This window comes from Rhizobium sp. TH2 (assembly GCF_024707525.1).
Classification (GTDB): domain Bacteria; phylum Pseudomonadota; class Alphaproteobacteria; order Rhizobiales; family Rhizobiaceae; genus Rhizobium_E.
Genome location: NZ_CP062231.1, coordinates 2,173,288 through 2,194,993 on the forward strand (window position 1 = coordinate 2,173,288; position 21,706 = coordinate 2,194,993).

Annotated in this window: 20 protein-coding genes and 1 tRNA gene; 16 read left to right on the top strand and 5 right to left on the bottom strand. The window is 60.4% G+C overall.

Annotated features, from left to right (window positions below):
* Window positions 1–705: 705 nt before the first annotated feature.
* The 9 genes from IHQ71_RS10910 (at window position 706) to IHQ71_RS10950 (ending at window position 11,016) form a co-directional block, all read left to right on the top strand.
* The gene (locus IHQ71_RS10910; protein WP_258161984.1) at window positions 706–2,358 is read left to right on the top strand and encodes an arylsulfatase; all 1,653 of its coding nucleotides are present in this window, start codon (window positions 706–708) and stop codon (window positions 2,356–2,358) included.
* Window positions 2,359–2,503: 145 nt separating this feature from the next.
* Window positions 2,504–3,541, top strand: a complete 1,038-nt coding sequence (locus tag IHQ71_RS10915) for a MoxR family ATPase (RefSeq protein WP_258161985.1) — start codon at window positions 2,504–2,506, stop codon at window positions 3,539–3,541.
* 9 nt (window positions 3,542–3,550) lie between these two features.
* Window positions 3,551–4,522, top strand: coding sequence for a DUF58 domain-containing protein (locus IHQ71_RS10920; protein WP_258161986.1), 972 nt, complete (start codon window positions 3,551–3,553; stop codon window positions 4,520–4,522).
* Entirely contained in the window at window positions 4,522–5,028 is a 507-nt protein-coding gene (locus IHQ71_RS10925; RefSeq protein WP_258161987.1) for a DUF4381 domain-containing protein, read from the top strand. Before IHQ71_RS10920 ends, IHQ71_RS10925 begins: the two co-directional genes overlap by 1 nt.
* Window positions 5,015–6,034, top strand: a complete 1,020-nt coding sequence (locus IHQ71_RS10930; protein WP_258161988.1) for a VWA domain-containing protein — start codon at window positions 5,015–5,017, stop codon at window positions 6,032–6,034. Before IHQ71_RS10925 ends, IHQ71_RS10930 begins: the two co-directional genes overlap by 14 nt.
* Window positions 6,035–6,174: 140 nt before the next feature.
* Window positions 6,175–7,596: a VWA domain-containing protein gene (locus IHQ71_RS10935; RefSeq protein ID WP_374989973.1), complete on the top strand. Its 1,422-nt coding sequence runs from the start codon at window positions 6,175–6,177 to the stop codon at window positions 7,594–7,596.
* Window positions 7,593–8,921 (top strand): BatD family protein, encoded by a 1,329-nt coding sequence (locus IHQ71_RS10940; RefSeq protein ID WP_258161990.1) that lies wholly within the window; start codon window positions 7,593–7,595, stop codon window positions 8,919–8,921. The genes IHQ71_RS10935 and IHQ71_RS10940 overlap by 4 nt, the downstream gene beginning before the upstream one ends.
* Window positions 8,922–9,040: 119 nt before the next feature.
* A complete protein-coding gene (locus IHQ71_RS10945) occupies window positions 9,041–9,997 on the top strand; it encodes a formylglycine-generating enzyme family protein (RefSeq protein ID WP_258161991.1) in 957 nt (318 codons plus the stop codon).
* A gap of 11 nt (window positions 9,998–10,008) precedes the next feature.
* Window positions 10,009–11,016 (top strand): HAD family hydrolase, encoded by a 1,008-nt coding sequence (locus IHQ71_RS10950; protein ID WP_374989974.1) that lies wholly within the window; start codon window positions 10,009–10,011, stop codon window positions 11,014–11,016.
* A gap of 330 nt (window positions 11,017–11,346) precedes the next feature.
* On the opposite strand, the gene IHQ71_RS10955 is transcribed toward IHQ71_RS10950, so the two are convergent.
* Both IHQ71_RS10955 and IHQ71_RS10960 read right to left on the bottom strand, forming a co-directional pair.
* A tRNA-Ser gene (locus IHQ71_RS10955) sits at window positions 11,347–11,436 on the bottom strand.
* Between the two features lie 113 nt (window positions 11,437–11,549).
* On the bottom strand, window positions 11,550–11,786 hold the full coding sequence (locus IHQ71_RS10960; protein WP_258161992.1) for a hypothetical protein: 237 nt from the start codon (window positions 11,784–11,786) through the stop codon (window positions 11,550–11,552).
* Window positions 11,787–12,096: 310 nt separating this feature from the next.
* Here IHQ71_RS10960 and IHQ71_RS10965 point away from each other — a divergent pair, with 310 nt between their 5' ends.
* The 4 genes from IHQ71_RS10965 to IHQ71_RS10980 all read left to right on the top strand — a co-directional run bounded on the left by IHQ71_RS10965 (window position 12,097) and on the right by IHQ71_RS10980 (window position 16,116).
* Window positions 12,097–13,116, top strand: coding sequence for a septal ring lytic transglycosylase RlpA family protein (locus IHQ71_RS10965; RefSeq protein ID WP_258161993.1), 1,020 nt, complete (start codon window positions 12,097–12,099; stop codon window positions 13,114–13,116).
* A gap of 68 nt (window positions 13,117–13,184) precedes the next feature.
* The gene (locus IHQ71_RS10970) at window positions 13,185–14,351 is read left to right on the top strand and encodes a D-alanyl-D-alanine carboxypeptidase family protein (protein WP_374990017.1); all 1,167 of its coding nucleotides are present in this window, start codon (window positions 13,185–13,187) and stop codon (window positions 14,349–14,351) included.
* 50 nt (window positions 14,352–14,401) lie between these two features.
* Complete coding sequence (gene tmk, locus IHQ71_RS10975) at window positions 14,402–15,085, top strand: dTMP kinase (protein WP_258161995.1); 684 nt, start codon at window positions 14,402–14,404, stop codon at window positions 15,083–15,085.
* A complete protein-coding gene (locus IHQ71_RS10980; RefSeq protein ID WP_258161996.1) occupies window positions 15,082–16,116 on the top strand; it encodes a DNA polymerase III subunit delta' in 1,035 nt (344 codons plus the stop codon). Before tmk ends, IHQ71_RS10980 begins: the two co-directional genes overlap by 4 nt.
* Here IHQ71_RS10980 and IHQ71_RS10985 read toward each other — a convergent pair.
* Window positions 16,111–16,911, bottom strand: a complete 801-nt coding sequence (locus IHQ71_RS10985) for a sulfite exporter TauE/SafE family protein (protein WP_258161997.1) — start codon at window positions 16,909–16,911, stop codon at window positions 16,111–16,113. The two genes, IHQ71_RS10980 and IHQ71_RS10985, sit on opposite strands and share 6 nt — an antisense overlap.
* Window positions 16,912–17,115: 204 nt before the next feature.
* Between IHQ71_RS10985 and metG the strand changes: the two genes are divergently transcribed.
* From metG to IHQ71_RS11000, 3 genes are read left to right on the top strand one after another with little or no spacing between them, the layout of a single operon-like run.
* A complete protein-coding gene (gene metG, locus IHQ71_RS10990) occupies window positions 17,116–18,663 on the top strand; it encodes a methionine--tRNA ligase (RefSeq protein ID WP_258161998.1) in 1,548 nt (515 codons plus the stop codon).
* 8 nt (window positions 18,664–18,671) lie between these two features.
* Entirely contained in the window at window positions 18,672–19,457 is a 786-nt protein-coding gene (locus IHQ71_RS10995; protein WP_258161999.1) for a TatD family hydrolase, read from the top strand.
* Complete coding sequence (locus IHQ71_RS11000; protein WP_258162000.1) at window positions 19,424–20,266, top strand: MBL fold metallo-hydrolase; 843 nt, start codon at window positions 19,424–19,426, stop codon at window positions 20,264–20,266. The genes IHQ71_RS10995 and IHQ71_RS11000 overlap by 34 nt, the downstream gene beginning before the upstream one ends.
* Window positions 20,267–20,272: 6 nt before the next feature.
* Here IHQ71_RS11000 and IHQ71_RS11005 read toward each other — a convergent pair whose 3' ends face one another.
* Window positions 20,273–20,494, bottom strand: coding sequence for a hypothetical protein (locus IHQ71_RS11005; protein WP_258162001.1), 222 nt, complete (start codon window positions 20,492–20,494; stop codon window positions 20,273–20,275).
* 225 nt (window positions 20,495–20,719) lie between these two features.
* Entirely contained in the window at window positions 20,720–21,667 is a 948-nt protein-coding gene (locus IHQ71_RS11010; RefSeq protein ID WP_258162002.1) for a phosphoribosylaminoimidazolesuccinocarboxamide synthase, read from the bottom strand.
* Window positions 21,668–21,706 lie beyond the last annotated feature (39 nt).

The following is a 21,706-nucleotide window of genomic DNA, read 5'->3' on the forward strand; positions in this document are numbered from 1 at the left end:
CCTGTTTGCTGCCAGATTTCTGATGGACACCGCGGACATGGTATTTGACGATGGCTACGCCTCGTAGAGAAGCAACCACTGTGTGGCAGGCATTTCGAATTCTTGGAAAAGCTGGGCGCTTGCCCGGAATTTGCAGCGATCGCCTTCGGCGATGAGAGGGAAGTCCAGATTCTGCTCTCCAACCTGACGGCCCGGCCCTTCGAATAGATTTGCCAACATCCTCCGGCACCGCCATGCTGTTGCAAAGTGACGGAGCGTTTGGTTTGTTGACGAACGTCGGTAGCTCAGTCGATGTCCCGGGTTATGGAGTAGTGCTGCTGCTACCCCAATCAACGCATAGGGGGCGGTTTCACCTTCCCGTCTTGCGTCGCCTAGCGGCGGATCGAGCAATAAGGAACATCAGTGGAACTGGCGGATCATCGCGGGTACCCCAAAGCACCTCCCCAGCTGGTTGTCTTCTTGCTGCGGAACGGTGTGTTCGCTGCATCGGGCCAAGTATTTATACAGCGGTTCAATAAACGCCTGGGGTCTCAAATAGCTCCACGTGAATTACACCTGATCGCTGTGTAACCGTTATGTAACCGTAACGTACTTCTGCACCCGCGCAATTTCTAGCTCTTGTCCGTTGCGGAGAAAACTTCCGGGCGCATTCCCCTATGTGGTCCTGGCGGATCAGACGTTCTCCGACAACCTGAGGAGACAAGGATGAGCCGCGAAGACCTGGAAGCGCCAGAGGCGCAACATTCGCTCAGTATCAATCGTCGAAACCTCCTGCTAGGCGGCACCATTCTGGCCGCAACCGCAGCAGCAGGCAGTGGTGTCCTCCCGGGCACCGCTAAAGCGCAGGATGCCGCGAAACCGCCGTCGAAAACACCCAATATCCTTGTCATCTTCGGCGACGACATCGGTATCCCGCAGATCAGCGCCTATACGATGGGCCTGATGGGGTATCGTACGCCCAACATCGATCGCATCGCCAAGGAAGGCGCGATTTTCACCGATGCCTATGGACAGCAGAGCTGCACGGCTGGCCGCGCCAGCTTCATTCTGGGCCAGGAGCCGTTCCGGACCGGTCTGCTGACGATCGGCATGCCAGGTGATCCGCACGGCATCCAGGACTGGATGCCGACCATCGCCGATGTGATGAAGACCAAGGGCTATGCCACCGGCCAGTTCGGCAAGAACCATCTCGGCGACCGCGACGAGCACCTGCCGACCAACCATGGCTTCGACGAGTTCTTCGGCAATCTCTACCATCTCAATGCCGAGGAAGAGCCCGAAGGCTACTTCTATCCCAAGGATGCGGAGTTCAAGCAGAAGTATGGTCCGCGCGGCGTCATCAAGTCGACCGCCGACGGCAAGATCGAGGATACCGGCGCGCTGAACACCAAGCGCATGCCGACGGTCGACGAGGAATTCCTCGGCGCCGCCAAGGATTTCATCGATCGCCAGGCCAAGGCGGACAAGCCGTTCTTCGTCTGGTTCAATTCCACGCGCATGCATGTCTTCACCCACCTGAAGAAGGAATCGATGGGCAAGACCGGTATGGGCATCCACGCCGACGGCATGGTCGAGCATGACGGCCATGTCGGCGAATTGCTCAAGCAGCTCGATGATCTCGGCATCGCCGACGACACGATCGTGCTCTACACCACTGACAACGGCGCGGAAATCGCGCTGTGGCCGGATGGCGCCATGACCATGTTCCACGGCGAGAAGGGCACGACTTGGGAAGGCGGCTTCCGCATTCCGATGATGATCCGCTGGCCGGGCGTGGTAAAGCCGGGCACCGAGATCAATGACCCGGTCACCCTTATGGACTGGCTGCCCACTTTCGCCACCGCCGTCGGCGTTCCCGATGTCAAAGAGCAGATGAAGACGGGTTTCCAGGGCGCGAAGAAGACCTTCAAGGTGCATCTCGACGGCTACGACCTGACGGGGCTCCTGAAGGGCGAGACGGAGAAGCCGCCGCGGGACGTGGTCTACTATTTCGATCAGGGCGGCAACCTGAACGCAATCCGCTGGAACGACTGGAAGCTCAGCTTCGCCACGTCCCACGGCAATATCGCGACCGGCACGCGCGAGGTTTCGGCCTGGGCACTGATCGCCAACCTGCGCATGGATCCCTATGAAAAGGGCCTCGAGGAGGGCGGCGGAGCCGTTGACTTCCTCGCCCGCAACATGTGGCTGCTGGTGCCGATCCAGGACAAGATCAAGCAACTGTTCGCTGACTTCGATCAGTATCCGTCCCAGTCCGGCAGTTCGCTCAACGCGGGCGGCATCAATTACGGTTGGATGCAGCAGCAGGCGGCACTCAAGAAGCTTGGCGAGCTCGAGCAACGCCTGATGCCGCAATAGCGGCCTCAGTCGGGAGGGCGTGTACCTGCGCTCTCCCGCCCTTATCGCACGGCTGTTCGGCGCGGTCACTTCGAGCCGGGAAGCTTTGCCGCCGGACGCACGCCGTCAATGCCTGTTCCAACCGCTTCCATGCCGAGGCTGCCCAATGAGCATACGTGACGACATACTCGCACTCGGCAAACGCATGGGTAAGTCCATTATCGGGCAGGAGGAGATGATCGAGCGGCTTATCCTCGGCCTTTTGGCCAATGGCCATCTCCTGGTCGAGGGCCTGCCCGGTCTCGCCAAGACCCGCGCCATCAAGGCGCTGGCGAAGAACCTCGATGCCGAACTCTCCCGTATCCAGTTCACCCCCGACCTGCTGCCCGCTGACATCACCGGCTCCGACATCTATTACAGCGAGGGCGGCAAGGGCGAATTCAAGTTCCAGCAGGGTCCGGTTTTTGCCAACCTCATTCTCGCCGACGAAGTGAATCGCGCACCGGCCAAGGTGCAGGCGGCGCTGCTCGAGGCGATGGAAGAGCGACAGGTCACGGTCGGCGGCAACAGCTACAAGCTGCCCGACCTCTTCATGGTGATGGCGACCCAGAATCCGGTCGAGCAAGAGGGTACCTATCCGCTACCAGAAGCGCAGCTCGACCGTTTCCTGATGCATGTCGAGGTGACCTATCCGTCGGAGGAGGACGAACGGAAGGTCATGCTGCTGGTGCGCGGCGAGGAGCAGGCTGCGCCAGATCCGGCGACTCCAGCCCCGGCAACTCCGGCTCCGGCGGGGGCCGATCCGGCGAAGCCGGATGCTGCGACGAAAACGGAGGCACAGAAACTCGATCCTGCCGTCGTCTTCCAGGCGCGCAAGGAAATCACCGCGATCAAGGTCTCCGAAGCGGTCGAGAAATATATCGTGTCGCTGGTCTTTGCGACCCGCTATCCCGACAGGCTCGACAAGGATCTCGCCAAGCTGCTGCAGGTCGGCGTCAGCCCGCGCGGCGTGATCGGCGCCGACAAGGTCTCGCGCGCCTATGCCTGGCTCAAGGGTCGCGACTATGTCACGCCCGACGATGTGAAGGCCATCATCAACGATGTCATGCGCCATCGCCTGATCTTGTCCTATGAAGCGCATGCATCCAACACGACACCGGACCAGGTGATCGATCGGATCGTGGATCTGGTCGCGGTTTCATGAGGACGGCCCATGGTCGCCGAGATCAAAGACGATAAGCTGGCTGAGGGAAAGCGGGGTGCCTACGTTTCGACGCAGGATCTCGTCGCGCTCGAAGGTGCGGCCCGCAATCTGAGCTTCGTCGCCAAACGCCCGGTGCAGCAGATGCTGGCCGGACGGATGGCCTCGAGCATCCGCGGCCGCGGCCTTATTTTCGAAGAGGTGCGTGAGTACCTGCCCGGCGACGATATCCGTTCGATCGACTGGCGGGTGACGGCGCGCACCGGCAAGCCGGCCGTCCGCGTCTACGACGAGGAGAAGGAGCGGCCCGCCTTGATCGTCGTCGACCAGCGCGCCAACATGTTCTTTGGCAGCAAGCTCAACATGAAATCGGTCGCGGCGGCCGAGGCGGCGGCGATGTGCGCCTGGCGCATCCTCGGCTCGGGCGACCGGGTTGGCGGGATCGTGTTCAACGATACCGAGATGACCGACGCCAAGCCGCATCGCAGCCGGCCTGCGGTCATCGGGCTCTGCGACAAGATCGCGAGCTTCAACCAGGCGCTGAACGTGGACCTGCCGGAGGAACGCGGCCTCGGCGCGCTCGACCGTGCCCTGACGCTTGTAGCAAATCTTGCCCATCACGATCACCTGATCGTCGTCGTCAGCGATTTCGACGGGCACGGCCCCGCCACGCGCGACCTGATGCTGCGGCTCGCCGTCGCCAATGACGTCGTCGCGGTGCTCGTCTACGATCCGTTCCTGCTCAGCCTGCCGACGACGGGCAACATGGTCATCAGCGGCGGTCGCACCCAGGCGGAGCTTTCGTTCCGCGACACGAGTGTCCAGAAGGCGATTGGCGACTTTGCCCGCCAGCGCGGCCGTGATCTCCGAGCCTGGCAGCGCGAGCTCGGCTTGCCGATGCTGCCGCTGTCCTCCGCCGAGGAAACCGCCCCGCAGCTTCGCAGCCTGCTCGAGCAGGCGGCGTGGCAACAGCGGAGGCGATGATGGAATCCGACGGCATGGTCGATACCTCCACCGAAGCAGCATTGAAGTCGTTGAACGACATTGTCGTGCCTCCACCTATCTCTTATATCCCGCAAACCTGGGGCTGGGCGGCGCTTGCTGTGATCTTCGCCATGCTTCTCGCACTCGGTCTATGGCGATGGATCCGCCGCTGGCAGGCAAACCGATATCGCCGCGAGGCGCTGGCGGAACTGGAAACGCTGTCCGAACACGGCATGATGCAGAATGGGCCGGCGCGTTTTGACCAGGAACTGGCTGAGCTTCTCAAACGTACGGCACTTGCGGCTTGGCCGCGAGAGGAGGTCGCCAAATTGAGCGGTAGCGACTGGGCCGCGTTCCTCAAGCGGCATGGAACAGGAGGCGACGTACTGGCCGGGCTGGTCGATGAGCGCGAGTATCGAACCGACATTGCGCCAACAACGGACGAGCGCGCCCGCCTGGTCGAAGCTGCCAGAAGGTGGATCGAGGATCATCATGTATCAGCTTGACCTGCCATGGCTCCTCATATTGTTGCCGCTGCCGTTGCTCGTCTGGTGGGGCTTGCCGCCGCACAGAGAAGAATCCGCGTCGGTGCGACTTCCGTTTTTTCGAGAGGTCACCGAGGCCTCGGGCATAGCACCCGGCACGGGCTCGCTGGTTAGAAGGCGATCCCTGATCCAGATGATCTTCGTCGTCGTCGGATGGAGCCTGCTCGTCCTTGCGCTGGCGCGGCCGCAATATGTCGAACCGCCGCTCGAAAAGACCGAACCGCAACGTGACCTGATGCTGTCGATGGACCTCTCCCAATCGATGGACACGAAGGATTTCCCCGGTGTCGGAGGCCAGGTCGAGACTCGCATAGCCGCAGTCCGCAGGGTAGTGGCCGATTTCGTCGCAAAACGCTCCGGCGACCGCATCGGCCTCATCGCATTCGGCGACGCGCCCTATCCCCTGGTGCCTTTCACGATGGATCATCGCACGGTCCAAGCGATGATTTCCGGCACGGTTCCCGGCATGGCGGGGCCGCGCACCGCATTGGGCGACTCCATCGGTCTTTCCATCAAGATGTTCGATAAATCCGCGGCCCCGGACAAGGTCCTGATCCTGCTGACCGATGGCAATGATACCGCCAGCAAGATGCCGCCAGACAAGGCCGCCGACATAGCCAAGCAGAAGGGCATCACCATACATGCGGTTGGCATCGGCGACGAGAAGGCGACTGGCGAGAACCATCTCGATACGAAAAACCTGCAGGCAATCGCGGACAAGACGGGCGGCCGCTTCTTCCTTGGCAATGACCAGAAGGGACTCGCGGATATCTACGCGACGCTCGACAGCATCACGCCGGCCAATCAGAAAGTGCTTTCCTGGCGACCGCGCATCGAACTCTACCCCTATCCTCTCGGCGCAGCTGTCGTGCTTGCAATCCTGTTCATAATAATCAACCGGTTTGCGGCGAACATGCGCTTGCAGTCCGTTCCATCGCGTCAGGCCACCGCGGAGGCTACGACATGATCTGGGATTTCCACTTCCTCAGGCCATGGTGGCTGCTCGGCCTCATCTTCGTTGCGGCACTCATAATCATCGGATCGCGGCACAATGATATCCGCTCGCGCTGGCGTGACATGATCGCACCGCATCTGCTTGACCATCTCGTGATCGGCGGAACGCAGGACAGCCACTTTCGCCCCTACCATCTCGCCGCGTTGCTGATTGCGATCGGCTCGATCGCGGTTGCCGGCCCTACCTGGCAGAGGGAGCGCCCTCCGTTTGTCGCCGACAACGCGACCTTGGTCGTCGCCGTCGACCTGTCGCCCACCATGGATGCGGTCGATGTCACACCCTCGAGACTCGAACGCATCAAACTGAAGATCCACGACGTCGTCGAGCAGCGCAAAGGCGCACGCACTGCACTGATCGCCTATTCCGGCTCGGCGCATATGGTGCTGCCGCTCACGGACGACGCGGGACTCATCGACACCTATGTCGATGCGTTGGAGACACGCATCATGCCGAATGAAGGGCGATCGATGGCCCAAGCCCTGACGCTCGCGGGAAAGATCCTTGCCGATGGCGGAGAACCGGGCACCATTCTCGTGTTCACCGATACAGTCGACGACAGCGCGTTCGCTGCGCTGAAGACAAGCGGCAGGAATGGTGTCATCGTCCTCGGTGTCGGCACACCGGAAGGAGGGCCCGTGAAAACCCCGGATGGGGGGTTCCAAAGCGATAGCAGCGGCGCCCGCCTCTTCCCGAAGCTGGACGTCGCAAGCTTCAACCGGCTGAAACGTGAGAGCAGTGCGGATGTCGCGACCATCAGCTCGGACGATCGTGATATTGGGTGGATCGGAGAACGCATCCAGACGCATTTTCAACAACAGATCGCAGAGGGCGACAGCCGATGGAAGGACATGGGCTGGTGGCTTATGCTTCTCCTGATACCACTCGCCGCGTTGTTCTTCCGGAAGGGATGGGTGATCCGATGGGCTGGCATGATCTTGGCCGCCCATCTGGCCATGTCGGTGGACAATGCTCGAGCCGCGGACTGGAACGTAGTCGACGCGTTCCTGACCCCCGATCAGCAGGGCCGGCGGGCTTTTGACAGCGGTGATTTTGCGGGCGCGGCAGCGCTGTTCCATGATCAGATGTGGCGGGGCACTTCCTTCTATCGTGCCGGCAAATACGCCGAATCCATCGACGCCTTCGCACAAGTGCAAAGTGCGGACAGCGACTTCAACCAGGGGAACGCGCTGCTGTTTCTCAAGAAGTATGACGAGGCGATCGCGTCCTATTCGCGTGCGCTCAGCAAGCGGAAGGAATGGCACGAGGCGAAGGCTAACCTGGCAATTGCGCAGGAACTCGCAAGGAAGGAAAAGGAAAACGAGGAAGAGGATCCGCAGGACCCGAACGACAAACCTGACCAGATCCAGTTCGACGACAAGGGCAAGAAGGGCAAGGTCGGCACCGTCGAACTCGGCCAGCAGACCTCCGAACTCTGGATGAAGAACATTGTCGTGAGCCCGACCGATCTCCTTGCCCGCAAATTCTCGATCGAAGCCAAGGGAGCGAAAAAATGACGGCGTTGCGTTTCGCCGCCCTGTTGCTTTTCAGCTTTCCGGCCGCGCTCCACGCTGCCGAACCTTTCGCGCGTTCCGAGGTGCTGACAAAAGGAAAGATCGTGGCGGGCCAGCAGATCGAGATCGCGATCGATGTCTATGTCCCCAGCTTCTTCAAGGCCGCGCCGGAGTTTCCGCTTTTCACTCTTGAGGATGCGATCGTGTCACTGCCGGACCAGCGCTCGAGCAACATGGTGGAATCGGTCGGTGACGACGAATTTTCCGGCATTCGCAAGAGTTACATGGTGATGGCGGAGCAACCGGGCGACTTCCGCTTGCCCAGTATCACCATCCCCGTTGCTTACGCGAATGACGACGGAGTCACGATAGAGAGCATCGTAACCCTGCCCACTGTCGAGTTCGCCGTGGGCGCCGCACCGGGTGATTGGGAGGGCCAAATTCCATTTGTATCCAGCGACGTGGTGATCGATCAGCAACTCGACCGGGACCCTTCAACATTGAAAACAGGCGATGCATTGGTGCGACTGATCACCATCCGCGCCGACGATACCCAGCCCATGATGATCCCCGTGCCGGAATTTGCACAACCGCCCGGCATCAAGATTTATCGCGCGGATCCAGAACTCCGGACGGCAGGCTCGGACGATGACGCTCCGAACGCCGCACAACGAGTCGAATCCGTCACTTACGTTGCGGAGAAAGCCGGGGAGATCATTCTTCCTCCCGTCGATGTGAGATGGTTCGATCCCACATCCGGCAAGATTGAAGTTGCGGAAGCCCCCGCGATCAAGATCGTGGCGACGGAAAACCCGGCGTCGGCGCAGATCATTCCCGCTGGAACGGCGCCTACGGCAGATCGCGAGGCGAACCGCCGGGAGGTCAACAGAATGCTTCTATCGACGGCTCTGCGTGGGCTGCTTGCACTTTTACTGTTCGTTCCCGCCTACTATCTGGTCGAGCGCCTCAGGTTGGGTTGGGAGAAGGCAGGTCGCCGTCGAGCGGAATCCGAGTCTGCCTATTTCCACAAAGTCGAGACTGCGCTTTCAGGCAAGGAGCCTCTGCTTGCTTGGCGCGCGCTCGACGCCTGGGTCGTGCGGCTTGGTTTTCGCTCGATATCTGATTGGGCTGCGCGGTTTCCCAACGGCGAATTACACGCAGCGCTGGCAAGATTCGAGGAAGCCCTGTTCGGGGGCGGCGAGCATCCGCAATATGCCCAGGCGATGGCCCAACTTGCCCGCCACCTGCCGGCGGCGCGCCACGCCGCCAATCTGAATCTTAGGCATGCAGCTAAGGCCGGTGGCGTCTTGCCGCCTCTAAACCCATGAGAAACAAGCTGACATTACAATCTCTCGAGTAGACGATCGCAATCAAGTTCCCAGTTGTGGTGCCTCAGCGAAAACCAATTATGGACGGTCCAGTGGAAAATCGATCAAAAGTACATGCTATGCCTGAAAGCCGTTCCTCCGCGGAACGCGACCTCGTCTGGATTCCCGGCGGTACATTCCTGATGGGATCCAATGATCACTATCCTGAAGAAGCCCCGGCACATTCGGTGTCGGTCGATGGCTTTTGGATTGACGTGGCCCCGGTAACCAACAGGCAGTTCGCGGACTTCGTCCAAGCGACCGGACATGTTACCCTCGCCGAAAAGGTCCCAAATGCTGAAGACTATCCCGGCGCCCTACCCGAAATGTTGCGGGCCGGATCGCTGGTGTTCACGGCTCCCAAGCTCGCGATCAGGTCCAACGACATCCGTCAATGGTGGTCATTCAAATTCGGGGCGGACTGGCGTCATCCGCTGGGACCGCGCAGCGACATCAGGGGCAAGCTTGATCATCCCGTCATCCATGTCGCCTATGCGGACGCGCTGGCCTATGCCGGATGGGCGGGCATGGACCTGCCCACCGAGGCGGAATGGGAATTTGCCGCGCGGGGTGGACTGGACGGCGCCCAGTTTGCCTGGGGCGAAGAATTCACCCCCGGTGGCGAGCGCTTTGCAAATACCTGGCTGGGGACCTTTCCGCATCTGAGCTTGAAGCCGCAGGGCACCGAGCGCACGTCAGCCGTGAGAAGTTTTCCGCCCAACGGCTATGGCCTCTACGACATGATCGGCAATGTCTGGGAATGGACCAGCGATTACTGGTCGACGCGCCATCCCGAGCCGGCGGCAAAGTCCTGTTGCATTCCGAGCAATCCGCGCGGCGGCCCGGCGGAGGCGAGCTACGATCCGCGACTTCCGGATATCCGCATCACTCGCCGCGTGCTGAAGGGCGGCTCGCATTTGTGCGCACCAAACTACTGCAGGCGCTACCGACCGGCGGCCCGCCATGCAGAACCCGACGATACTTCCACCAGCCATGTCGGCTTTCGTTGTGTGCGAAGGACGAATAACCAGCTTTAGAGGAGGCCGCAATGCCGCGACACCACCGCGTTTCCAATTGTTTCTCGACTCTTCTCGTTATCGCGATGCTTCTGCTGACATCGACGATGGCGGCCGCCCAACAGGTGCTTCCATCTTGGAGGGACGGATCGACAAGACAGGCGATCGTCGATTTCGTCCAAGCCGTGACTCACGAGGGCGGACCGAAATTCGTGGCTGTCGAGGATCGCATCGCCGTCTTCGATAATGACGGCACCTTATGGACCGAGCACCCGGTCTATTTTCAGTTTGCTTTCATACTCGACCGTGTCAAGGCGCTCGCCCCCCAGCATCCCGAATGGAAGGAAAACGAGCCTTTCAAATCCGTCCTCGCCGGTGACATGAAAGGGTTGGCCGCGAGCGGAGAGAAGGGCATCGTCGAACTCGCGATGGAAACACATGGCGGCATGACCACCGATGAATTCAACGCCATTGTCACCGACTGGTTCGCCAGCGCGCGCCACCCGAAATTCAAGCGGCCCTATTCCGAACTGACCTTCGTGCCGATGCGCGAACTTCTCGATTACCTGCGCGCCAACGGCTTCAAGACTTACATCGTTTCGGGGGGTGGCGTCGAATTCATGCGACCGATGACCGAGAAAATGTACGGCATACCACCCGAACAGGTGATCGGCAGCCGAATCGCGACGAAGTACATGTTGAAAGACGACAAGCCGATCCTGATGCGCGAGCCCAAGGTCGATTTCGTCGATGATGGCCCAGGCAAGCCGGTCGGCATCAATGCCATCATTGGCCGCCGTCCGATTTTCGTCGCCGGTAATTCGGACGGCGACTACGAAATGCTGCGGTGGGCCACGGCAGGCGATGGGCCAAGGCTGGGTGTCATCGTCCACCACACCGATGAGGTAAGAGAATACGCCTACGATCGCGAGACGCATTTCGGCAAGCTCGACAAGGCCATGACCGAAGCCAGTGAGCGCGGTTGGATCCTCATCGACATGAAAAATGATTGGAGCAAGGTCTATGACGCACTACCATGAGTTCGGACCTCATACGCGATAGCAATTGTGAGCGACGTTCGTCCTTGGCCTGCCTGGCATAGGAGGCGAGCGCCGCTGCCTTGTCGGCCCACGCTTGGCATCCGTCCATCCTGTCCAATTCTCTGATCGCGAGACAGGACTTCGAGATAGTTCAACGGCAGTGACGCGTGCTGTCGAAGTAGGGTATGTTGTCTCTCACGTCGGCCTCCTTCGTTTGAAGGGTGCCGTGCCACTCCAATGGTAGGAGGCTCAATTGTCTCGGAATTAATCATGCCCTTCGGGCAAAGCGGCATCAAGCGAGGCCAGGGTTACGGATATTCACGAGAGTATTGGCGGATGGGGTGGGATTCGAACCCACGGTACGGTTTCCCGCACGCCGGTTTTCAAGACCGGTTCCTTAAACCACTCGGACACCCATCCGTGAGCGGCAGCTTTTAGCAGTTTTCGAAACGGCGTCAACGATGAAGGTTGTCCAATGGAAAAGGCGGCCGCGGGACCGCCTTCACCAAACTTCCATCATTGCCGACCGGCAATCAGCAATAGCGCTTCTTGACGACCTCACCCCAGGCGTTGACGCGCTTCTTGACGACGCAACCGCTGCCGATGACGACGCGGGGCGAGTAGACACGGACACGCGGCCTGACGACGACGACGGCGGCCGGGCGGCGCCAGCCGGACTTGTACTTGATCACAACGCCGGCATCGGCTGATGTCGCGAGGGAAGCGGTAGCGATAAGGGCGGCAATGCCGCCGGCAATCAGTTTCTTCATTTCTGCTCTCCGGAATGGCCCTTGGGGCTCGTGGTGTGCGGCCACTTCACACCCTCTTGCTTAACGGAAGATGAATGAACACCAATATTCCGATCGCCGGAGCGGCTTCGGCCCGACGAGCCGCGCCCGGCGCGAAGTTAACTCTTCGCAAACCATAGTTTGCGAAACACAGCGCAATCCACGGAAATCGTTCGCAATTCCGCCCCGTTATTGGCATGGTTTCAGGCGACGTGGTTAATGATGACGACGTTCGGGCGCGATTTGCCGGGACGGGTGTCTAATAATAAGAAATTCAGTGGCGCAGAGCGTGATGGCGTTATCAGGGGATGATCGATTCTGGGGCAGGGCGTCCAGGTTTCTGGCCTTTGCGGTCGTCTGCGCGACAGTGGCGTCTTGCGCCTCGACCAAGGATCACACGACCGTCCGCAAGAAGCGTTCGAAGGAATATTTCGCCGAAAGCGAATATGGCGTCAAGGCATCGCCACGCGTCCATTACGGCCGCAATGTGCCCAAGGGCGGCGGGCGCGACATCACCGGCAAGCCCTACAAGGTCAAGGGCAAGTGGTACGTTCCCAAGGAAGACAGGCGATATGACAAGATGGGGCTTGCGTCATGGTACGGCTCGGCCTTTCACGGGCGCCTGACTGCCAATGGCGAGATCTACGATCAGTATGGTCTCTCGGCAGCCCACCCGACATTCCCGCTGCCGAGCTATGCGCGCGTCACCAATCTCGAAAACGGCGATTCCGTCGTGGTCCGGGTCAATGACCGCGGCCCCTATCATCCCGGACGGATCATCGATCTCTCCGACAAGGCCGCCGAGCTGCTCGAAGTGCAGAACAAGGGCACGGCCAAGGTCCGCGTTCAGTATGTCGGCCGCGCCAGGATGGACGGCAAGGACATGCCGTTCCTGATGGCGTCCTTCGTGCGTAAGGGTGAACGGCTCAAGCGCTTCAATCCAGGTGGAGAGATCGCGACCGGCGTCATGGTGGCGTCGAACGAGAAGCGCGTCAGGATACCGAAGGACACGCACGCGGATGATGGCGTCGATTACAGCGCGACCACCACCGCACTGGTGGACAGCCCAAAGAGCGCCGTTGTCGCGAGCTTCGACGTGATGGAGCAATATGCGGAACTGCCGGAATTCGGCCCCATCCCGCGCGAGCGGCCGATGAACTACGAGCCGAATAACGGCGCGCTTTCGGCTTATGCCGAAATGCCGTTCGAGACGTCTTCGAGCCCGTTCGACAAGGTGCTGACCGCCAGGGGCAAGCTCGACGCCGAAGGCATCCGCGCCTCGGTCAAGCGCCGCAAGAACACGATGTTCTGAACCGTCGCGGTCTTGTAGCAAAAAGACTTTCGATCCATTATGAACGCGTCTGCAATAGACCGGAATCGATAGTGCGGCGTTACAACAAATTGATAGCTACGCTTTGCGCGGTGTTTCTGGCACTGGCCGCACCTTCGTATGCCCAGCAGGCCGCCCCGTTCGATTCAAAGGCGCGGCAAATCTATCTGATCGAGGAATCGACGGGAACGGTGCTTTTTTCCCGTGGCGAGGACGAGCTGTTTCCGCCGGCCTCGCTGATGAAGCTGATGACGGCCGAATATGTCTTCAGCGAAATCAAGGCAGGCAAGATCTCGGAGAATACCGAATACAAGGTATCCGAATATGCCTGGCGGACAGGTGGCGCGCTGTCGCGCACGTCGACCATGTTCGCGGCGCTCAATTCCAATATCAGGGTCATCGATCTCCTGCAGGGCGTGATCGTCCAGCTTGCCAATGACGGTTGCATCATTCTCGCCGAGGGCATGGCGGGATCGGAGGAGAAGTTCGCAGAGGCGTTGACAGCGCGGGCGCGGGCGATCGGGCTTGAGAAATCGGTCTTCGTCAATTCGAACGGCCTGCCCAATCCCGGAAACAAGATGACGATGCGGGAACTGGTGCTGCTGGCGCGTCACATCCGGATTGAATATCCGCAATATTTCAAGCTCTACTCGCAAGACGCCTTCGAGTGGAACAAGATCTTCCAGCGCAACAAGAATACGCTCATCCAGCAGAATGTCGGCATCGACGGCATGGCGACCGGCTTTGCTGAGGACTACGGCTTTGCAGTTCTGGCAACGATCCAGCGCAACGGCACCAGGCTGTTTCTCGCCATGGGCGGGCTGAAGTCGGACAAGGAACGCAACGAAGAGACCAAGCGCGTGCTGGAATGGGGGCTGACCTCTTTCCACAAGCAGATCGTGTTCAAGGCCGGCGAGACCATCGCGGACGCGCCGGTCTTCGGTGGCGATGCCAGCCATGTTGCCCTGAAAGCGATTTCCGATATCGATATTTTCGTGCCGGTGGACAACGCGGACAGAATTCGGGCAAGAATCGCCTATAGATGGCCGCTGAAGGCGCCGGTGAAAAGCGGCCAGCAGGTCGGTTCGCTGATCATCTCGCTCGGCGAACGTGCGGTCCGCACCATGCCCGTCTATGCGTCGAGCGATATCGGAACCGGCACGCTGACCAGCAAGGCTTACGACGGCTTGAAGGAGCTACTTTTCTTCTGGCTTTGAGGCTCCGGCTCATTACATTGTGCGACAGGACGAGTGAACGGGAATTTTCGGTGCGGCGACAGGGTCTATTCGTGACATTCGAGGGCGGGGAGGGTACCGGCAAGAGTACCCAGATCCGGCTCCTCGCCGACCGTCTCCGGCGCAAGGGGATCGACGTGCTGGTGACGCGCGAGCCCGGTGGTTCGCCGGGCGCTGAAGCGATACGGCACGTCATCCTGTCGGGTGCGGCCGAGGAATATGGCACCCGCATGGAGGCGGTGCTGTTCGCAGCCGCCCGCAACGACCACGTCGAGGAGATCATCCGGCCAGCGCTGAAGAGCGGCGCGGTGGTGTTGTGCGACCGTTTCATGGATTCCTCCCGGGTCTACCAGGGGATCACCGGCAATCTGGAGCCGGCCTTCGTGCAAAATCTCGAACGGATCGCCGTCAACGGCGTCACGCCCGATTGCACCATTATTCTGGATATCCCGGCCGCAGACGGGCTGAAGCGAGCCAGGCTGCGCGCCGGAGAGTCCGGCCAGGAGCAGGTTCTCGACCGCTTCGAGCGGGAAGAACTCGACACGCATGAGAAGCGCCGCGAGGCGTTCCTCGATATCGCTGCGGCCGACCCCTTGCGCTGCCGGGTGGTGGACGCCGGCGGTACGCCCGAGGAGATCGCAGAGAAGGTCTTCACCGTCGTCGAGCCGCTGCTTCCCATCCAGTCTTCGCGGGTCCGGGAGACCGGAAGCGCGTGAGTGCGGAAACGGAAACCACGCTTCTCGACGGGGCGATCTCGCCGGCCGAGAATACGCGCCTGTTCGGCCACACAGAAGCCGAGGACTTCCTTGCCCAGTCCTATCGCTCCGGCAAGGGGCATCATGCCGTCTTGATCGAAGGCCCCGAGGGGATCGGCAAGGCAACGCTTGCCTTCCGCTTCGCCAACCATGTGCTGAAATATCCGATTGCGACGGAAGCGCCGGAGACGATCTCGGATCCCGATCCCCAGGCGCCTGCTTTCCGGCAGATCGCGGCCGGCGCGTCACACAATCTGCTGCATCTCGCGCGGCCGGTGGATGCGAAATCAGGCAAACTCAAGACGGCGATCACCGTCGATGAAGTGAGGCGCGCCGGGAAATTCTTCGGCCAGACATCGGGAACCGAAAGCTGGCGGATCGTGGTCATCGATACGGCCGACGAACTCAACCGCAGCGCCGCCAATGCCATCCTCAAGATCCTCGAGGAGCCGCCGAAGCGGTCGATGTTCATGGTTCTATCGCATGCACCGGGCAAGCTCCTGCCGACCATCCGCTCGCGCTGCATGCCGCTGGTATTGAGGCCACTTGCCGAGGATGATCTAAAGCAGGCGCTCGGCCATCTCGGCCTGTCGATCGCTCCGCAACTGGAGCGTAAGGCGCTCGATGCCGCCGGCGGCAGCGTCGCGCAGGCGATCAAGCTGGTGAATTATGGAGGGCTCGAAATCATCGAGGCCTTCGATTCGGTGCTCGCGGCGCGCGGACCGCAGCAGCGCAAGGCGATCCACAAGCTCGCGGATGCGGTGGCGGCGAAGGGAAATGACACGCTCTACGGCTTTTTCATCGACCATGCCACGCAGCATATCTCATCCCACGCCCGGCAGGCTGCCGTGGCAGGTGATATCAACCGCGCGTTTCAGCTATCGGAACTGCATTCATCGCTCACGGAGCGGGTCAACACCGCCGATGCCTATAATCTGGAGCGCAAGCAGACGGTGATCAGCCTGATCGGCGATCTTGCCGAGAAACTATGATGTCACCAGCTTGAGCGCGACGAGCGCCAGCGTGCAGGCGAGGATGGGCCGGATCACGCGATCGGGCATTTTCGGCGCCAGATGGCTGCCGATGATGATACCCGGGATCGAGCCGATCAACAGCGAGATGAGCAGCACCCAATCGATCTCGCCGATCGCCCAGTAGCCCAGGCCTCCGACCAGCGTCAGCGGCACTGCGTGGACGATATCCGAGCCGACGACGTCGCGGATTTCAAGCCGCGGATAGAGCATCAGCAGCGCCGTCACGCCCAGCGCACCGGCGCCCACAGACGTGAGTGTCACCATGGCGCCCAGCAGAAGGCCCAATATGAATGTCGCGACGACGATGGTGCGCGGCTCGACGGGCTTGTGATGGCGGCGGTAATTCGCCACCCAATCCACGATCTGCTTGCGAAAGAGCAGCAGGAACGCCGTCAGGAACAGCATCCAGCCGAGTGCATTGGTGAGGAACGAGACGGCGCCAAGGCTTTTGCGGTCAACGCCCGACATCAGATAGAGCGTGATCAGCGCGGCGGGGATACTGCCGAGCGCCAACATGCCGACGATCTTCCAATTGACGGTCTTGTTGCGATTGTGGACGGCCGTACCGGCCGACTTGGTGATCGCGGCATAGAGCAGATCGGTGCCGACCGCGGTTGCCGGATGGACATTGAAGAAAAGCACAAGCAACGGCGTCATCAGCGATCCGCCGCCGACGCCCGTCACACCCACCAGAATTCCAACCAGAAGCCCCGAGATAGAATAGAGCGGGTTCAACGAGCTCAATAAATCCAAAATGCGATCCCCTGACAGACCAGCGAAGGGCGATATAGGGCAGGGGTCGGCAAGTCAAGCGACGCAGGCCTCGTGGATTGTTGCAGCTGTGGATGGCGCAACGCAGCAGAAATCGCCGGCGCCGGCAAAGTTGATGTTTCCCCGCGCGGAAACATGCGGTAGAAGCCGCCTCACAACCGTTCCGCATCAAGGCTTCCCAAGCGAATGAAAGACACCTCGCCCTTCTATATCACGACCGCGATCTCCTACCCCAACGGACGTCCGCATATCGGGCACGCCTATGAACTGATCGCGACCGATGCGCTGGCACGCTTCCAGCGGCTCGACGGGCGCGAGGTGCTGTTCCTGACAGGGACCGACGAGCATGGCCAGAAGATGCAGCAGACGGCGAAGGCTGCGGGGATCACGCCGATCGAGCTTGCCGACCGCAATGCCGCCGAATTTGAAAGCATGACGACGCTGCTCAATGCCTCGAACGACGATTTCATTCGTACCACGCAGCCGCGCCACTACGCGTCCGTCAAGGATCTCTGGATCAGGATGGCCGACGCGGGCGACATCTACAAGGACAGCTATGCCGGCTGGTATTCGGTGCGCGACGAGGCCTATTACCAGGAAGAAGAGACCGAAGTGCGCGATGACGGCGTGCGCTACGGGCCGCAAGGTACGCCCGTCGAATGGGTCGAGGAGGAAAGCTATTTCTTCCGACTCTCGAACTATCAGCAGAAACTGCTCGACTATTACGAGAGCCATCCGGATTTCATCGGGCCGGATGAGCGCCGCAACGAGGTGCTGTCCTTCGTGAAATCAGGTCTCAAGGACCTGTCGATCTCGCGCACGACGTTCGACTGGGGTATCCCGGTGCCGAATGAGACCAAGCACGTCATGTATGTCTGGGTCGATGCGCTGACCAATTACATTACCGGTGCAGGCTATCCCAACACGGACGATCCGCGCTGGAAATTCTGGCCGGCGACGCACATCATCGGCAAGGACATCATCCGCTTCCACGCAGTCTACTGGCCGGCCTTCCTGATGTCGGCGGGCCTCCCGCTGCCGAAGCGCGTCTTCGCCCACGGCTTCCTGCTCAACAAGGGCGAGAAGATGTCGAAGTCGGTCGGCAATGTCGTCGATCCCTTTGATCTCGTAAAGCATTTCGGCGTCGATCAGGTCCGGCACTTCTTCCTGCGCGAGGTACCTTTCGGCCAGGACGGCTCTTATTCCGAGGAAGCGATCGCCAACCGGATCAATGCCGATCTCGCCGACAATATCGGCAACCTGGCACAGCGCTCGCTGTCAATGATCGCCAAGAATCTCGAGGGCGTGCTGCCGGCGCCCGGGCCGCTGACCGATGAGGATAGAGCGATCATTGCATCCGCCGATGTCGTCATCAACGCCTGCCGCACCGAGATGGACAGGCAGCAGATCCACAAGGTGAGCCAGCAGATATTCGCGCTGTCGTCGGAAGCCAACGGCTATTTTGCCGCGCAGGCGCCCTGGGCGCTGGCGAAGAGCGGTGACGTGGCGCGCATGGCGACCGTGCTTTACGTTACGATAGAGGTCGTGCGCCAGATTGGCATCCTGCTGCAGCCGTTCGTCCCAGCGTCTGCGTCCAAGCTGCTGGATCAGTTGAAGATTCCGACAGAACAACGGAATTTCGCGCATCTCGGCGAGGCCGGGCGGCTTGCGGGCGGCATCACGCTCGACAAGCCCGAGCCGGTCTTCCCGAAGTATTATCCGCCCAAGGAGTAGCGGCCGGAATGCTGATCGATACCCATTGCCATCTCGATTTCAAGGATTTCGCCGAAGAGCGCGACGAGATCATCCAGCGTGCGCTCGATGCGGGCGTCAAGCAGATGATCACCATCTCGACTCGCGTCGCGAAATTCGACCAAATCAAGGCGCTGGCGGAGAGCTATGAGCAGGTTTTCTGCTCGGTTGGTGTCCATCCCAACAATGCGCATGAAGAGCCCGATATCACAACCGAGGAACTTGTCGAGCTGTCGCAACATCCGAAATGCGTGGCGATCGGCGAGGCCGGGCTCGATTATTTCTACGACTATGCACCGCCGGAAATACAGGCCAGGGGCCTTCGCCGGCATGCCGCTGCTGCCCGCATCACCGGCCTGCCGCTGGTGATCCATGCCCGCGCCGCCGACGACGACATGATCTCGATTCTGAGGGATGAGGCAGCCAATGGCGCATTTCCATTCCTGCTCCATTGTTTCTCGTCGGGCGCCGAACTGGCGCGAGTCGGCGTCGAACTCGGCGGCTACGTCTCGTTCTCGGGCATCCTGACCTTCCCGAAATCCGACGATATCCGCGAGATCGCCAAGTCCGTGCCGCGTGACAGGTTGCTCGTGGAGACCGACGCGCCCTATCTGGCGCCGAAGAAATGGCGGGGAAAGCGCAACGAACCCTCCTATGTCGTCAACACGGCGCAAGTCCTGGCCGAGACGATAGGCGTGAGCGAGGACGAGATCGCCGACATCACGACTGAAAACGCCTTCCGATGCTTCTCGAAGATGCCGAGGCTGGCTGCCTGATGGGAAAACGCCGCTTCACCATCCTGGGCTGCGGTTCTTCTCCCGGCGTGCCGCGGATCACCGGCGACTGGGGCGATTGCGATCCGTCCAATCCGAAAAACCGCCGCACGCGGGCGTCGGTCCTGGTCGAGCAATTCGACGACGATGGCAACAAGACCTCGGTCGTTGTCGATACGGGGCCGGATTTCCGCAGCCAGATGATTGCGGTCGGCGCGACCGATCTTCATGCCGTGGTGCTGACCCATGCCCATGCCGACCACCTGCACGGCATCGATGACATCAGATCCTTCGTCTACAAGAACCAGCATCGCATGCCGGTCTGGGCCGACAAGCTGACCATGGAGCGGGTGTTCGAAGGCTTCCGCTACTGTTTTGAAACGCCGGAGGGGAGTTCGTATCCGCCGATCAGCCGGGCGCAGATCATCAACGATATCAACGGTATGTTCGAAGTCGAGGGACCGGGCGGAGCGGTTCCTTTCCTGCCGATCTACCAGCATCACGGCGACAGCCATTCGCTCGGCTTCCGCATCGGCAACATAGCCTATTGCACCGATGTCAGCGATTTCCCGGCCTTCAGCCTGCCGAGGCTCGAGAGCCTCGACGTGCTGGTCATCGACTGCCTGCAATACCGGCGGCACCCCAGCCATCTGTCGCTCGAACAGGCGATGGAATGGATCGCACGGATCAAGCCCAAGAAGGCAATCCTGACCCATATGCACATTCCGCTCGACTACGAGACGGTGCGGCTTGCCACGCCCCATCATATCGAGCCGGCTTATGACGGAATGATCATTGAAGCTGCGTACTGACTGGTCTTAGTTTGAGTTGGCAGCCATCAGCTTTCGGGTCGGCTTCTGCGCAAGATACAGGATGTAATCGTCCGCAGCATCAGCCAATGCCATTGCCGCTTCCGGTTCCCGCCAGCCTGCGCTCACTGCTTGCAGAATGAGATCGCGCGCCGCACTCGAGAAGATGTGCCTGGCGTTATGTTCCCGTCTCGGATCGAGCGGTGAATATGTCGGTGCTTCTAGGTTCATAAGCAAACTCTGACATATATGCAGTTTCCTGCAAGCTTTGACGGAAAATTAACCTTACTTCTCTGCCTTTCGGCGTCGGATGTTCCACAATGGAACGCGGAGAGCGTCGAGCTTATTCGCTCGACGAACCACATTGGCTCATACCCTGTGCTCAAGGGAACAAATCGGCACGTTTGGATTGCGCCGATGCCTGAGGGAACGACTCAGGGACAACTTGACGATCGTCTAGAAATAGACCTTAAGCGCCTCGCGGATCGCCTTGAGCGGCTCCGGGCTCATGTCGCGTGCGAACCGCTTGCCGGTGATCATCTTGTAGGCCTGGATATAGACGTCAGACGTCTGCTCGATCAGTTCTGCGGGAATTTCAGGAATGTCGTCTTTGTAAGGGTCGCAGCGTTCCACGACCCAGGAACGGATGAAGTCCTTGTCGAAGCTCCGCGGCCGTTTGCCTGAGGCAAAGGCCGAGTCATAGCTCTCGGCGATCCAGAAACGGCTTGAATCCGGCGTGTGGATTTCATCGGCGAGAATGATGTTGCCCTGCTCGTCGGTACCAAATTCGTATTTCGTGTCCGCAAGTATCAGGCCGTTTTTCGCACTGAGTTCCTGTCCGCGCTTGAACAGGTCGAGCGCATAGCGTGAGACGGTTTCCCACTGATCTGGCGTCAGGAGCTTCTGGTCGAGGATTTCCGCCGGCGACAGCGGTTCATCATGACCGCCGTCAAATGCCTTGCTGGTTGGCGTGATGATCGCCTCGGGGAGTTTTTCATTGTCTCGCATGCCGTCCGGCAGGCTGACGCCATACATCGAGCGCGCGCCGGCCTTGTATTTGGTCAGGATCGACGTCGATGTCGTGCCGGCGAGGTAGCCGCGGACGACGATCTCGACGGGCAGGATATCCAGCCGCTTGCCGATGACGACATTGGGATGCGGGTAGGCGATGACGTGATTGGGGCAGATGTCGCCGGTCTTCTCGAACCAATGGCGCGCCGTCTGCGTCAGCACCGCGCCCTTGAAAGGGATGGCCGCCAGGATGCGATCGAAGGCGCTGATGCGGTCGGTGGCGATGATGATGCGGCTGCCATCGGCCAGGTCGTAATTCTCGCGGACCTTGCCCTTGTAGCGGTTCGGCAGTTCGGGAATGAAAGCATCGTCGAGCACGGGGAGGGACGCCATGGCAACTGACCTTTTCGATGTCGCTGATGGGCGCGGTAA